The 14,318-nt window shown below is 54.9% G+C and carries 17 protein-coding genes; all 17 read left to right on the top strand.

The genetic code is table 11. The annotated features are described in order from the left end of the window. The 17 genes from spoIIIAF (at position 1) to argR (ending at position 14,303) form a co-directional block, all read left to right on the top strand. Positions 1-804, top strand: a complete 804-nt coding sequence (spoIIIAF, locus tag NYE26_RS19915) for a stage III sporulation protein AF (RefSeq protein WP_339249525.1) — start codon at positions 1-3, stop codon at positions 802-804. 17 nt (positions 805-821) lie between these two features. Next, on the top strand, positions 822-1,460 hold the full coding sequence (spoIIIAG, locus tag NYE26_RS19910; protein WP_036731930.1) for a stage III sporulation protein AG: 639 nt from the start codon (positions 822-824) through the stop codon (positions 1,458-1,460). Positions 1,461-1,568: 108 nt separating this feature from the next. Beyond that, a complete protein-coding gene (locus tag NYE26_RS19905) occupies positions 1,569-2,498 on the top strand; it encodes a SpoIIIAH-like family protein (RefSeq protein ID WP_339249523.1) in 930 nt (309 codons plus the stop codon). Between the two features lie 277 nt (positions 2,499-2,775). Further along, complete coding sequence (accB, locus tag NYE26_RS19900; protein WP_036698397.1) at positions 2,776-3,285, top strand: acetyl-CoA carboxylase biotin carboxyl carrier protein; 510 nt, start codon at positions 2,776-2,778, stop codon at positions 3,283-3,285. Positions 3,286-3,341: 56 nt separating this feature from the next. Further along, complete coding sequence (gene accC / locus NYE26_RS19895; RefSeq protein WP_036731935.1) at positions 3,342-4,685, top strand: acetyl-CoA carboxylase biotin carboxylase subunit; 1,344 nt, start codon at positions 3,342-3,344, stop codon at positions 4,683-4,685. A 118-nt stretch (positions 4,686-4,803) separates the two neighbouring features. Then, a complete protein-coding gene (locus NYE26_RS19890; RefSeq protein WP_036698392.1) occupies positions 4,804-5,220 on the top strand; it encodes an Asp23/Gls24 family envelope stress response protein in 417 nt (138 codons plus the stop codon). A 72-nt stretch (positions 5,221-5,292) separates the two neighbouring features. Further along, positions 5,293-5,832, top strand: coding sequence for an alkaline shock response membrane anchor protein AmaP (gene amaP / locus NYE26_RS19885; protein WP_339249519.1), 540 nt, complete (start codon positions 5,293-5,295; stop codon positions 5,830-5,832). Positions 5,833-5,847: 15 nt separating this feature from the next. Further along, entirely contained in the window at positions 5,848-6,081 is a 234-nt protein-coding gene (locus NYE26_RS19880) for a DUF2273 domain-containing protein (RefSeq protein WP_036698387.1), read from the top strand. 260 nt (positions 6,082-6,341) lie between these two features. Continuing rightward, positions 6,342-6,791 carry a transcription antitermination factor NusB gene (gene nusB / locus NYE26_RS19875; RefSeq protein ID WP_036698385.1) on the top strand — a complete coding sequence of 150 codons (450 nt, stop codon included), beginning with the start codon at positions 6,342-6,344 and terminating at the stop codon, positions 6,789-6,791. Positions 6,792-6,883: 92 nt separating this feature from the next. Next, positions 6,884-7,741 (top strand): bifunctional methylenetetrahydrofolate dehydrogenase/methenyltetrahydrofolate cyclohydrolase FolD, encoded by an 858-nt coding sequence (gene folD / locus NYE26_RS19870; RefSeq protein ID WP_036698383.1) that lies wholly within the window; start codon positions 6,884-6,886, stop codon positions 7,739-7,741. Between the two features lie 9 nt (positions 7,742-7,750). Continuing rightward, positions 7,751-9,124, top strand: coding sequence for an exodeoxyribonuclease VII large subunit (xseA, locus tag NYE26_RS19865; protein ID WP_339249517.1), 1,374 nt, complete (start codon positions 7,751-7,753; stop codon positions 9,122-9,124). Beyond that, complete coding sequence (gene xseB, locus NYE26_RS19860; RefSeq protein WP_036731943.1) at positions 9,108-9,365, top strand: exodeoxyribonuclease VII small subunit; 258 nt, start codon at positions 9,108-9,110, stop codon at positions 9,363-9,365. Before xseA ends, xseB begins: the two co-directional genes overlap by 17 nt. Then, the gene (locus NYE26_RS19855) at positions 9,352-10,299 is read left to right on the top strand and encodes a polyprenyl synthetase family protein (protein ID WP_209871149.1); all 948 of its coding nucleotides are present in this window, start codon (positions 9,352-9,354) and stop codon (positions 10,297-10,299) included. Before xseB ends, NYE26_RS19855 begins: the two co-directional genes overlap by 14 nt. 95 nt (positions 10,300-10,394) lie before the next feature. Continuing rightward, positions 10,395-12,299 carry a 1-deoxy-D-xylulose-5-phosphate synthase gene (gene dxs, locus NYE26_RS19850; RefSeq protein WP_036731946.1) on the top strand — a complete coding sequence of 635 codons (1,905 nt, stop codon included), beginning with the start codon at positions 10,395-10,397 and terminating at the stop codon, positions 12,297-12,299. 42 nt (positions 12,300-12,341) lie between these two features. Continuing rightward, complete coding sequence (locus NYE26_RS19845; protein ID WP_076079896.1) at positions 12,342-13,232, top strand: TlyA family RNA methyltransferase; 891 nt, start codon at positions 12,342-12,344, stop codon at positions 13,230-13,232. Between the two features lie 124 nt (positions 13,233-13,356). Then, positions 13,357-13,827, top strand: coding sequence for a hypothetical protein (locus NYE26_RS19840; protein ID WP_235192067.1), 471 nt, complete (start codon positions 13,357-13,359; stop codon positions 13,825-13,827). A 26-nt stretch (positions 13,828-13,853) separates the two neighbouring features. Next, complete coding sequence (gene argR / locus NYE26_RS19835) at positions 13,854-14,303, top strand: transcriptional regulator ArgR (protein WP_036698370.1); 450 nt, start codon at positions 13,854-13,856, stop codon at positions 14,301-14,303. Positions 14,304-14,318 lie beyond the last annotated feature (15 nt).

Here is a 14,318-nt window from a genome sequence, read left to right as displayed (position 1 = left end):
ATGTCCTGGCTCAGCAGTTGGCTCCATGAGCTGATTCTCGTCGTGCTGATGGCTGCATTCGTGGAGATGCTGCTGCCCAGCAAATCCATGGAACGCTACGCCAGACTGGTGCTCAGCCTGCTGGTTCTGCTGACAATGCTAAGCCCGATAATCTCTCTGCTGAAAGGGGATGCCAGCAAGGAGCTGACCGTGGCGATGCAGCAGCAGGAAAGAAGCGGGGGGCTGCTGAACAGAGCGGAGGGTGCACCGGATTCGCTGGACAAGATTCTGGCGGACGGGCGGATGCTGGCTGCCGGAGCCCGCGACCAGAGCCTGAAGCTGGCTGCCGAGGAAATCGCCGGCCAGATGCGCGACCAAATTGCCGGGAGCACCGGGCTCGGCGGGGTGAAGGTAACGGTGGCCCTGGCCATGGGCCCGAATCCAAATGCGCCGCTCGGCGAGGAGGTGCCGCTGATCTCCTCGGTCACAGTAGCGCTTCCGCCGGAGCAGAGCGCCTCTGGAGGCGCTGTCCAGGGTGGGGGCGCATCATCCCTCCCGTCAGCCGGGCCGATACAGATTAACCCTGTGGAGCCGGTCCAGGTCAGCCTGGAAGGCAGCGGGGGAGATGGTGAAGCGCAGGAAGCGTCATCCTCAGGTGGTGGTTCGGCTCCGGCGTCCTCCTCTTCCGGGAGCGGCACTGAGGGAGTGCAGGAGACCCAGGCGGAAGAAGCCGGAACAATTATCCAGCTGCTGGAGAAGAACTGGAACCTGGACCCCGCTTTGATCAAGGTGCAAAGCAGCGGGGGCGGTACCGTGAAATCATAATTGAAGGAGGGAAATCAATGGGCAATTGGCTGAAAAAGCTGGAGCAGTGGGCCGGAGGCGGCAACGGCAGCCCGAAGCGCAGCCACACCTTCCGATGGCTAATCATTATCGGCCTGCTGGGTGTTGCAATTATGCTGTTCAACTCCTTCGTGAATGTGAAGAAGCTGGACAACGAGAACACAGGGCGTGAACCGCCGGACAGCGGGACCTCGCAGACAGTCCTGCAGCAGGAGACCGGGAGCGCGAATTCTTTTGACAGCATCGAACTGGCGATGGAGAACCGCACGAAGGAGATTCTGGAGAAAATCGTGGGGGTCGGTACTGTGGATATCATGGTCACCGTAGATTCCACAGAGGAGATTATCGTGCAGCGCAATATGAACGACTCGCAGCAGCAAAGTGAAGAAACAGATGCCAGCGGCGGTAAACGCCATACCACCCAGTACACCAGGGACGGCCAGATCGTCACTTACAGCCAGTCAGGGAATGAGGCTCCGATCATCACCAAGCGGGTGAAGCCTCAGGTAAGGGGAGTGCTGGTGGTCGCCAAAGGGGCAGAGAACAAGGTCGTGCGCAGTCTGATTGAGCAGGCGGTTGAAAAAGGGCTTAACGTACCGGTCTACCGGATTTCTGTTGTCCCGCGCAAGCAGGAATAGGCATGTCTCCGGCAACCCCGGCATATGCTTTAACAGAAGAGGCTTGTACGATACACACGGGCACAGACGACAAGAGGGCTGGCAACAAAATTATAGGAGGTATAAACAATGAAGGGCAAAAGACAAACGATTTGGCTGGTTTCTATGCTCAGTTTGATGGTAGTGCTCTCTGCATATTATCTGTTCACGGAAGATACGGGGGCTCCCATCCCCAAAGAAACTGCAGGCAGCATCCAGGTGGACACTATAAAAGACGGAACGGGCGGCGGAACTGCGACTACGCTGGACAGCGGACTTGTCATCAAAGAGGTCAGCACGGACAAAGGAATTGCAGTAGGAACCGTGGATGACAGCAGCAAGACCACCAAGGATGAAGCGGCATCGACAGTGGCAACGGATGACAGCACGACTCCGGCCGTGATAGATGACAGCAGTGTGGTTGCTGACAGCAGTAACACTGCTAAGGATACAACTGCTGCAACAGACAAGGCGGCCACTACTACGGCTGATAAAGGCAAGGATACGGCTGGCAGCAAGGATACCAAGGACAATAAGGACACCAAGGATGCCAAGGATACTAAGGACAGCAAAGACAGCAAGGATACGTCAGCCGCTGTAGACAAGACTCCGGCGAAGGACGACGAGGCGATTCTGGATGAAGTGGCTTCGCAGAGCGTATCGGCGAGCAGCCTGTTCACGAACTACCTGTACGAACGCGAACAGAAGAACCTGAAGGATCACAATGATCTGCTGGCGCTGATTAACGATATGGATAAGACACCGGCTGAGAATGCAGCAGCCCAGGAGCAGCTCAGCAAGCTGGAAGAGAAAGAGTCCAAGATCACCGGGATTGAAGAGAAGCTTCAACAAAAATACGGTGAGGCCATTGTGAAAGAAGAAGCCGGTGACGCCTACACGATCGTGGTGCTTAGCGATAAGCTGGATGTGAAGCAGGCGGTCGGCATCGTGGATTTTGTAATGAAGGAACTGAGCGTTACCCAGGACAAGATTAAGGTCCAATACGTCTCGGAGCAGTAAGCCAGCTGAATAAAACCAGGGAAAATAGAATAAAATGCCGAAAGAGCCCGGGCGCGTCCCAGGCTCTTTCCATTTCTAGCGTTTGTGATATAATACATAAAGTTATCGATGTATAGAAAAAGAAGATTACGCAGGCAGCGGTTACACAAGGTAGCGATTCAAGAGAATTACAGAGCAGACCCGCGTTACGGGTATGCTTGTCAGAACGGATATCGTACCCTGCTCAGCCAGCGTCCCAAAATGGCTTCGAGAGAAAGCTGAAGGAGTGAACTACCCAATGTTCAAGTTAAGCGAGATTAAGGAATTGATTCAATTGCTGGACCAGACTTCCTCCGTGCACGAGCTGGAGATTGAAAGCGAAGGTATGAAGCTGGCTATCCGTAAACCGGATCGCTCTGAAGCTGAAGGAACAGTAATTCAGGCGGCTCCTTATACCTACCCCTTTACGCCAGCCCCGCAGCCGCAAAGTCCGCAGATTATTGCCCCTCAGGCTGTTAGTGAAGTTCCTGCTGCGGCGCAGCAGCCCGCAACCTCCGCTGAAGGCGCATTACATAAAATCGTCTCGCCGATGGTTGGGACCTTCTATAGTGCCGCTTCACCGGAGACGCCTTCCTTTGTTAATGTCGGAGACCGGGTGAATGAGAAATCTACGGTCTGCATCATTGAAGCGATGAAGCTGATGAATGAGCTGGAAGCCGAAGTGAAGGGCGAGATTGTCTCTGTCCTGGTTGAGAACGGCCAACTGGTGGAATACGGTCAGCCGCTGTTTCTGGTGAGAGCGGAATAATTGCCGCGAGAATGAAGAGGAGCTTGCAAGCTTCGCTAAACTTTGGGAGGAAACGCATGAACATTCAAAAAGTGTTGATTGCCAACCGCGGCGAGATTGCGGTCCGCATTATCCGGGCCTGCCGCGAGCTGGGTATTGCCACCGTGGCTGTCTATTCGGAGCCGGACCGCGATTCCCTGCATGTCCGTCTTGCAGATGAGGCGTACTGTATCGGACCGATGCCCGCCAAGGACAGCTATCTGAACTTTACTAATATTATGAGCGTTGCCACGCTGACGGAATGCGATGCTATTCACCCCGGCTATGGCTTCCTGGCCGAGAACGCGGATTTCGCCGAGATCTGTGAATCCTGTAACATTACCTTCATCGGCCCGTCTCCGGATGCGATTACCCGGATGGGCGACAAGGCTGTTGCCAAAGAAACGATGAAGCTGGCCGGAGTTCCGATTATACCGGGCTCGGACGGGATTGTCGGTGACTTAGAGGAAGCCGTAATGCTCGGCCGTGATATCGGGTACCCGCTTATCGTCAAAGCTACGGCAGGCGGCGGAGGCAAGGGCATCCGCATCGCCGAGGATGAAGAGTCACTGGTGAAGCAGATTACCGCTGCCCAGCAGGAAGCGCAGAAGAATTTCGGCAACGCCGGAGTCTATCTGGAGAAATTCCTGACCGGCATGAAGCATGTGGAGATTCAGATCATCGCCGATAATCACGGCAACGTCGTCCACTTGGGCGAGCGTGACTGCTCTGTGCAGCGCCGCCGCCAGAAGCTGATCGAAGAAGCGCCTTGCGCCGTACTTACCCCGGAGGTCCGCGATGCGATGGGCCAAGCGGCGGTACGGGCTGCACTGGCGGTTAATTACTCGGGGGCAGGTACCCTGGAATTCCTGCTGGGTCCTGACGGACATTTCTATTTCATGGAGATGAATACACGGATTCAGGTGGAGCATCCGGTAACGGAGATGGTCACCGGCGTCGATCTCATTAAGGAAATGATCTCAGTAGCGGAAGGTAATCCCCTCTCCTTCACCCAGGAGGATATTGTGATCAACGGCTGGTCGATTGAATGCCGCATCAATGCCGAGGACCCTGAGCGTAATTTCATGCCGTCTCCGGGCAAAATCGGCTTCTATCTGCCACCGGGCGGATTTGGGGTGCGGGTCGACAGCGCGGCGTATCCGGGCTATACCATTTCACCTTTTTATGACTCCATGATTGCCAAGCTGATCGTCTGGGCACCGACCCGGGAAGAGGCTATAGCCAAGATGAAGCGTGCACTGGCTGAATTTGCGGTGGAGGGCATACATACCACCATTTCATTCCACCAAAGACTGCTGGAGCATCCGGTGTTTTTGGACGGGAACTTCGATATCAAGTTCCTTGAGGAGTATGAAGTTTAGGACGGCTTCTCATGGTTTGTCATAAAGTTCGTCAAATGATATAGTATGTTTAATAAGAGGCGTACTGCCCGCTTGAAGTGCCCCTACAACTTTTTTGCTGGAAAGGTGTGAAGTCCAAATGAGTACATTGCCGACAGAATTTGAACGTACGGAAATCGGTGAAATCCAGATCGCTCCAGAGGTGATCGAGGTTATCGCCGGTTTGGCAACCGTTGAGGTGAAAGGTGTGGCCGGAATGAGCGGCGGTTTCGCCGGCGGAATCGTGGAGCTTCTCGGACGCAAGAACCTGTCCAAAGGGGTTAAGGTTGAGGTTGGACAGCGCGAGGCTGCGGTGGATGTGTCCGTAATTATCGAATACGGCTACCGTCTTCCGGAAGTGGCTGCTGAAATTCAGCGCAATGTTAAGCGTTCCATCGAAACCATGACCGGTCTGACCGTTGTGGAAGTGAACGTGCATATCCATGATGTGCAGTTCAAAAGCAATACAAGCATTGACAAGAGCGAGGACACGGATGCGGTTATCCGCGTGAAGTAAGGGTTCAGTTCTTCCATAAACCCCCGACAGTGCGTCGAGGGTTTACCTTAATTTAAGGAGGTTGTGAGACTCGTGGCCAAAATTCTGGACAGGCTTCTGCTGTTCCTGTACAGCTTAAGCATTGGAATACTATCTGTAATTGCCATCCTCCTCTTAAGCGGTGTCATTCCGGACAAGTATGAGATTTCGGACGGACCGGCGGTCTATATCGCTGCGATCTCGGTGGCGGTCATTCTGTTCCTGCTGAGCATCCGCTTCTTCTACATCTCCCTGCGCCGCGACCGCGCTTCCCTGCCGTCTGTGGATCAGCGTACAGAGTATGGGGATATTCAGATCTCAATGGAGACCATTGAGAACCTGAGTCTGAAGGCTGCGGGCAAAGTGAAGGGCATCCGCGACCTGAAATCGCGCATCCGTGTCTCACAGGCGGGTCTTGAGATTATGATCCGTGCGGTCGTCGACGGTGAGCATTCACTGCCGCTGCTTACTACGGATGTACAGCGCCAGGTACATGATTTCGTACAGGAGACAACCGGAATTCCGGTTGCAGATGTGTCTGTATACATTGCTAACCTCACACAGGCACCAAGCTTCAAAAGTCGAGTGGAATAGAGGTGAGTTTCCCTTATGTCCTGGAGAGAAGTATGGGAAAGTCACGGGGGTAGAATTACCGGAGTTGCCTTCGGTGTCTTTCTCGGATTGATTTATCTGATTAGCGGTTTTTGGGATATGCTGTTCTTTGCACTGGTAGTGTTCATCGGATATACGTTCGGCAAACGAAAGGATACCGCGCAGGGTCCCCTGTTTCAATGGCAGGAGATCGCAGAGCGGCTGTCCGGACGGTGGCGTCCCTTCAAATGAACCGCGATAGTCTTTCTCCCGGAAGCCTGGAACCCGTTACTTTGAGTTGCTGACCTGCGGAAGAAAGGCTGCGCGGTTTTTTGCTGAAAAGGCAATATAAATTGCCCGGAGTGGGCTTTTTGAGAAAATTAAGGGTATAAATGCTCCTATATCAGCCTATGCGGCTGTTTATGTTAGGAAATGTAGTATAGAAGCTGGTCCGGTTATAATCGTTGTAATCTGTAACACCAAAACAAGAGGTTAGTTCGTAGGAGGAACACATGAAGAGACGTTTAGCGAGAGAAATTATTGTACAAAGCCTGTACCAGATGGAAATGAACGATGTAGAGGTTACCGAAGCGGTTGACATGCTGATTGAAGAAGCGGCGGATGAGAACGAAACCGAGCGTGTCATTACGGATGAGATCGAACTGAAGGCTTATGTAGTTACGCATGTCAACGGCGTGTGGGAACACAAAATGGCGATCGACGATATGCTGGAGCATTATCTTAAGGGCTGGCAGATGAGCCGCTTGTCACGTGTAGACCGTCAGATTCTGCGTCTGGCTACCTTCGAGATGATCTTCGCCAGCGATGTGCCGGCCAAGGTGTCTGTCAATGAGGCGATTGATCTGGCCAAGCATTTCGGCACAGAGGATTCCGGTAAATTCGTGAATGGTGTCCTCGGTAAAATGATTCAGGATGTGGACACGCTTAGAGCCGAGCTGTAGTCCAGCTTCAGCTTCGGATTCAGATTCAGATTCACAGCAAGCGGCAGTAACAGGCTTATAAGCCTTCAATAGACAATAGGGGAGAGACTTACATGACAGCAGCGATTATCAGCGGTAAACAGGTATCGGACGACATTCGGATCGGGATTGCCCGGGAGGTTGCAGACTTAGCGGAGCGCGGCGTGAAGCCGGGTCTGGCTGTCGTTCTGGTCGGTGAAGATCCGGCTTCCCAGGTCTATGTGCGCAACAAGGAGAAGTCTTGTATTGAACTGGGCTTCCATTCCGAGGTGCACCGGCTGGATGCAGCTACCACCCAGCAGGAGCTGCTGGCACTGGTGGCAGACCTGAACGGCCGCAGCGATATTGACGGCATCCTCGTTCAGCTGCCGCTTCCGAAGCATATTGAAGAGAAGGCTGTGATTGACGCCATCTCGGTAGAGAAGGATGTGGACGGCTTCCACCCGGTCAATGTGGGGAACCTCGTCATCGGGGACGACAGTCTGCTTCCCTGTACACCTGCCGGGGTTATTGAACTGATCAAGCGGACCGGTACGGACATTTCCGGCAAGCATGCGGTAGTGATCGGCCGCAGTAATATTGTCGGCAAGCCTGTATCCCTGCTGTTACAGCGGGAGAATGCCACAGTAACCATGTGCCACTCGCGCACAGCGAATATGGCTGAGCTTAGCCGTCAGGCCGATATCCTGGTGGTAGCGATTGGACGGGCCAACTTCATCGATGCTTCGTTCGTGAAGCCGGGTGCGATTGTGATTGATGTTGGCATGAACCGTCTGGATACCGGCAAGCTTGCCGGCGATGTCGATTATGAGAGTGCCCGGGAAGTGGCCGGGTTCATTACGCCGGTGCCGGGCGGAGTGGGACCGATGACCATCACCATGCTGATGAGCAACACGCTGATCGCGGCCAAACGCCGCCGCGGCCTGAAGTAGGCCGGACTTATGGCGGCAGAGCGGCAGATCTACTCCATCAAGGAGCTTAACAAATATATCCGTATGAAGCTGGATTCGGATGCGCTGCTGTCCGACGTATGGATTCGCGGTGAAATCTCGAATTTCACCCATCACGGAAGCGGGCATATGTACTTCACGCTGAAGGATGAGAGCAGCCGGATCAAAGCCATCATGTTCGCTTCACATAACTCACGGCTGCCGTTCGTGCCGAAGGAAGGCACGAAGGTAATCGCCAGGGGAAATGTGACTGTATATGAACGGGACGGGCAATACCAGTTCTATGCGACACATATGCAGCCTGACGGAATCGGCAGCCTGTATCTGGCTTACGAGCAGCTGAAGAGCAAGCTGGAGAAGGAAGGCCTGTTCGCAGCGGAGCGCAAGCGTCCGCTGCCGCAATTCCCGCGCTGCATCGGGGTTGTGACCTCCCCGACAGGAGCGGCTGTGAGGGATATCATCATCACCTTGCAGCGGCGCTACCCGCAGGTTGCGATTGTACTCCACCCTGTACTAGTGCAGGGTAAGGGGGCTGGACCGTCCATTGTACAGGCCATACAGAACCTGAATGCCATGGGAGAGGCCGATGTGCTGATCGTCGGGCGCGGCGGCGGCTCCCTGGAGGAGCTGTGGGCTTTCAATGAAGAGGCCGTTGCCCGGGCGATTGCGGCCTCCGGGATTCCGGTCATCTCGGCCGTGGGCCACGAGACCGACTTCACGATCGCCGATTTCGCCGCCGATCTCCGGGCGGCCACCCCTACGGCAGCGGCGGAGCTCGCTGTGCCGAGCGCAGCCGAGCTGGCCGGGCAGCTGCGCATGGCCCGGCAGCGGCTGCGCCAAGGGCTGCTGCGCCGCTCGCAGCGCGGCGGCGAACGCCTCGCTGCGCTGCAGCGCTCGCTGGCGCTGGCCGGCCCCCGCCGGCAGCTGGCCCAGCACGCGCAGCGGCTGGACATGCTGCGCGCGGCCCTGCTCCGCGCAGCAGAGGCAAGGCACAGCCGCGCGCAGGGGCGCAGCGCGCTGCTGCACCAGAGCCTGCAGCGCTTCCATCCGCTTAGCAGCGTCAGCGCTGCCCGCCGGCGCACGGATGGCCTCACCCGTGAGCTGACGGCGGCCATGCAGGCGCGCCTTGCAGATAAGCGCGCGCGGTTCGGGGCAGAGCTGCGCCATCTGGATGCGCTCAGCCCGCTTAAGGTCATGTCACGGGGCTACAGCCTTGTGTATGACGAGAAAGAACAGCATTTAATCAAATCGCTGAAGGAAGTAGAGCTTGGCGATGTGGTCAACATAAAGCTTAATGACGGACAACTAAACTGCCACGTATGGGGAATGAAGGAGGATGGCAAAGCGAATGGCGAAGGAAGCTGAACTGGATTTTGAGGGAGCTATGGAGCGCCTGGAGGGTATCGTGCGTGAGCTTGAACACGGTGACGTTCCCCTGGAGAAGGCGATTGATTTATTCCAGCAGGGAATGAAGCTCTCGCAGCTATGCGGCAGTAAGCTGGAGCAAGTGGAACGCAAAATTGAAATGATCACTGTGGAGGATGGCGAACTTCGCAAGAAGCCATTCGGCAACCGGCTGGAAGGCGATAGCGATGAGTCATTCTGAGCTTGAGCCATCGGGCGGTTCGGCAGCGGCGCAGGGCCGCGAACCGCTGGAGGAATATATAGCAGACGTTAGCCGCTGGGTTGCCGCTGCTCTCAGCGGGGTTGTACCGGAGCAGTGGGACGTCCCCCGGGTCCTAAGAGAGTCGATGGAATACTCACTGCAAGCTGGTGGTAAGCGCCTGCGGCCGCTGCTGGTCACCGCTGCCTGCGAGGCGCTGGGCGGCAGCCGTGAAGCTGCGCTGCCTGTAGCAGCAGCGATTGAAATGGTGCATACCTATTCTCTGATTCATGACGATCTGCCGGCGATGGATAATGATGATTACCGGCGCGGCAAGCTGACGAACCATAAGGTCTTTGGGGAAGCGATGGCCATTCTGGCCGGGGATTCGCTGCTGACCCATGCGTTCTACAGTGTGGTACAAGCCTCCCGTAAGCATGGGGTTCCGGCAGAGCGCGTGCTCTCCATCGTGGAGGATCTGGCCGAGATGGCCGGCCCGCGCGGTATGGTCGGCGGTCAGGTAGCTGATATGGAAGGCGAGCAGGGAATGACCGATCTGCAGCAGCTTCAGTACATTCATCTGCACAAGACCGGCGATCTGATGATCTTCTCCTTGCTTGCGGGCGGCAGAATCGCCGGTGCGAATGAGCAGCAGCTGGAAGCCCTGCGCCGCTTCGGCACACAGATTGGCCTGGCCTTCCAGATTCAGGATGATATTCTGGACCTCATCGGCGATGAGAGCAAGCTGGGCAAAAAAACCGGCAGTGATATCAAGCAGCAAAAAGTAACCTATCCGTATTTCATCGGGCTGGAAGCTTCGCGCGCGGAGGTCAAGGAATTGACCGCAGCAGCGCGTCATGCGATCCTTGAGGGTGGGTTCCAGGACCCTTCCCGGCTGCTGGAAATTGCCGATTATTTGATGTCACGCGATCACTAAATGAAGTTTCGCAAACGGCTGTGTTTCGACAGCCGTTTCGTTTGTGTTATAATGGGGTTTATATTTTACAACATCTAGGAAAGCGGGGAATACTCGTGCTGCTTCCACAAATAAATGATCCTCAGCAACTTAAATCTCTATCAGTCGGGGAACTGGCTGCACTTGCGGAGGAGATCCGCCAGTTTCTGATCGAGAAGCTGTCTGTAACAGGGGGGCATCTCGCATCCAATCTGGGCGTCGTGGAGCTTACACTGGCCCTGCATTACTGTTATGACAGTCCACGGGACAAAATGATTTATGACGTAGGGCATCAGGCGTATGTCCACAAAATATTAACCGGCCGCCAGGACCGGTTCGATTCACTGCGCAAGCACGGCGGATTATGCGGATTCGTCAAGCGTACAGAGAGCGAGCATGATGTCTGGGAAGCCGGACACAGCAGTACCTCTTTGTCCGCAGCCATGGGTATGGCGATGGCCCGTGATTTGAAGGGCGGAGACAATAAGGTAATTGCCGTGATCGGCGACGGTGCCCTTACCGGCGGTATGGCTTTTGAAGCCTTGAACCATATTGGACATGAGGGCCGCAAGCTGATGGTTATCCTTAATGATAATGAAATGTCGATTGCTCCTAATGTAGGGGCTATGCATAACTATCTAAGCAAGATCCGTTCAGACCGTCATTATCTGCGGGCCAAGGACGAGGTCGAAGGCCTGCTGAAGAAAATTCCGGCCATCGGCGGACGTCTGGCGAAGACTGCGCAGAATGTGAAGGACGGCCTGAAGAACATGCTGGTGCCCGGCGTTCTGTTTGAAGAACTCGGATTTACCTATCTGGGACCCGTGGACGGTCATGATCTGGAGAAGATGATCGACACCTTCCATCAGGCGGATAATGTATCTGGGCCTGTGCTGGTGCATGTGCTTACCACCAAAGGCAAGGGCTACAAACCGGCGGAAGTCGATTCCTATAAATGGCACGGCATTTCCCCCTACAAAATCGAATCTGGCCAGGTGCTTCAAGCGGTCGGCAATCCGATGTACACGGAAGTCTTCGGACAGACGTTAATTGAGCTGGGGCATCAGGACAAGCGGCTGATTGCCGTAACACCGGCGATGCCGGGCGGCTCGGGACTTTTCCCGTTCGCCAAGGAATTCCCGGACCGGATGATTGATGTCGGGATTGCGGAGCAGCATGCCGCCACATTATGTGCGGCCTTGGCTATGGAAGGCATGAAGCCGGTATTTGCCGTCTATTCCACCTTCATGCAGCGTGCCTATGATCAGATCGTTCATGACATTTGCCGCCATAATGCCAATGTTATGTTCGCCATCGACCGTGCGGGCTTCGTCGGCGCGGACGGGGAGACCCATCAGGGCGTGTACGATATCGCTTTTATGCGTCATATCCCGAACATGGTGCTTATGATGCCGAAGGATGAGAATGAGCTGCGCCACATGATGAAGACGGCGCTGGACTATAATGAAGGACCGATTGCTTACCGTTATCCGCGGATTAACGGCACGGGTGTGGCTATGGATGCTGAGCTGCACAGTCTGCCTATCGGCACCTGGGAACGTCTGCGTCCTGGTGAGGATTATGCCGTGCTTGCCTGCGGCCCGATGGTTCAGGTTGCTGAAGAGGCGGCAGAAGTGCTGAAGCGTGAAGGGATTCAGGTCGGTGTGGTGAATGCGCGCTTCCTGAAGCCGCTGGATAACACCATGCTGCTTGATCTGGCACATGCCGGAACAGGGATGGTGGTGCTGGAAGAAGCGAGCCAGGCCGGCAGCCTTGGCAGTGCGGTGCTGGAGTTCTTTGCAGAGCATGAGATATATGATGCGCATGTCCACCTGATGGGCGTGCCGGATATTTTCGTCGAGCATGGGTCGATTAAGGAGCAACGCCAGGAAACCGGCCTTACCGTTGAAGCCGTGTGCGCACGTATAAAGTCAATGAAGGGTCTTAGCACTTATACCTATAAGTCAACTTCCACCTCGTAAGGGCAGGGGCGGAAGGCGGACCGAAGTGATCGGGAGATGAACATGGAACACCCTAAGGAACGAATTGATGTGTTGTTAGTGGAGCAAGGCTTCTACGACAGCCGGGAGAAGGCCAAGGCTGCCATTATGGCGGGGCTTGTGCTTGCGAACGAAGAACGGATAGAAAAGCCGGGGATGAAGGTGCTGCGCAGCTCTGTCCTAAGAGTCAAGGGAGCACTGCACCCCTATGTCAGCCGCGGCGGATTGAAGCTGGAGAAGGCCTTGCGGCAGTTCGGTATCGAGCTGACCGGCCGTAATATGCTGGATATCGGCTCCTCCACAGGAGGCTTCACCGATTGTGCACTTCAGAACGGAGCGGCCCATGTGTACGCGATCGATGTGGGACATAACCAGCTCGACTGGAGCCTGCGTAATGATGAACGGGTAACTGTAATGGAGCAGACCAACTTCCGTTACATGACCCCGCCAGATTTGAAGGGACCGGTACCTGACTTTGCAAGTATCGATGTCTCCTTCATTTCACTGAAGATCATCCTGCCGCCGCTTATGGCGCTGCTGAACCGTCCTGCTGATATCGCTGCGCTGATTAAGCCGCAGTTCGAAGCCGGCCGCGAGAAGGTGGGCAAGTCTGGAGTTGTGCGCGAACCGGCTGTTCACCGGGAGGTGCTGATAAACGTACTGTCCATGGCAGCCGAACTTGGCTACACGCTTGCAGGACTGACGTATTCCCCCATTACCGGTGGGGAAGGTAATATTGAATTTCTGGCACACTGGAAGCTGCTTCCTGCTGAGGCTGCGGAGCAGACTTCAGTGCAGCAGACTTCTGCGGCTGAAGCACAGCCGAATAATTTCGCCGCGCTTGCCGACTCGGTCATTAAGGAAGCGAATGCAACCTTCAGCGCTGCGGGCCATGGAAACTCATCCAAGCGATGAGTTTCTTTTGCTGCCTAATATAAGAATTTATTAGCCTCCTTGAACCGGAAATTAGCGGCAGATTGTTAGACCGAAGCAGGATTTCACCCGCCCTCGCGCGAATAGATTCACCGAGGTGATGGGAGTGGCGAGCTCGGACAAGGCTGTAGTGGCACTTATGGGACTGGCGGCGGCAATCTTTATCCTTTATAGAATCTATATCTGGCTGCAGGGGTCCCCGGGTTCCTTCATGAAGGATCGGGTGCCGATCAACAAGGTCATTCAGTCCCATCCGTCCATCGCTCTGCTGGAGGATGCGGGATATGAGGTCATTGGCGGTAAGCTGAAGATTCCGCTGTCTTTTCAGGTGAATGGGGCACCGATGTACAGCAGGCTGTTCATTGATTATGTAGCCACCAGGAATGAGGAGCATTATTATCTGGTCATCCTGTCCCGCCCCCGCAAGGAGCTTGAATTCACCGGCAGCGGACTCCGGGACCATATCCTCCCCTATCTGCTGATCTACCCGGATTGTAGCGGGGTACTCTATGTGGATACGGTGAATTCCAACATTCATGTAATTAATTTCGGCAAGGACGACGGAGAATCCAGTTAAGCACTATATAAATACGGGAGGCAACAATGAAGGGACACAGGCATATCAAGATTAGAGAGATTATCTCGCAAAAGGAAATCGAAACCCAGGATGATCTGGTGGAGGCATTGCGTGAATCGGGTTTTCAAGTCACACAGGCTACCGTATCCCGCGATATTAAGGAACTGCTGCTGATCAAGGTTCCGATGGATGACGGGCGTTACAAGTATTCCCTGCCCACTGACCAGCGTTACAACCCGACCCAGAAGCTGAAGCGGGTGCTGGTGGACAATTTTGTACAAATCGACTATTCCGCGAATCTTGTGGTGATGAAATGTCTGCCGGGAACAGCCAATTCCGTGGCTGCGCTGATCGATAATATCGACTGGCCGCAAATTATGGGTACGATCTCAGGAGACGACACCATTCTGATAATCTGCCGCCAGCCGGAGGACAGCAAGGACGTTATTTCACAAATTATGGGCTATATATCGTAGTTCTGCTTACGGGCA

The sequence above is a fragment of the Paenibacillus sp. FSL P2-0136 genome, from assembly GCF_037975325.1.
Taxonomy (GTDB): domain Bacteria; phylum Bacillota; class Bacilli; order Paenibacillales; family Paenibacillaceae; genus Paenibacillus_AQ; species Paenibacillus_AQ silagei.
This window is presented reverse-complemented; position numbering and strand designations above follow the sequence as displayed.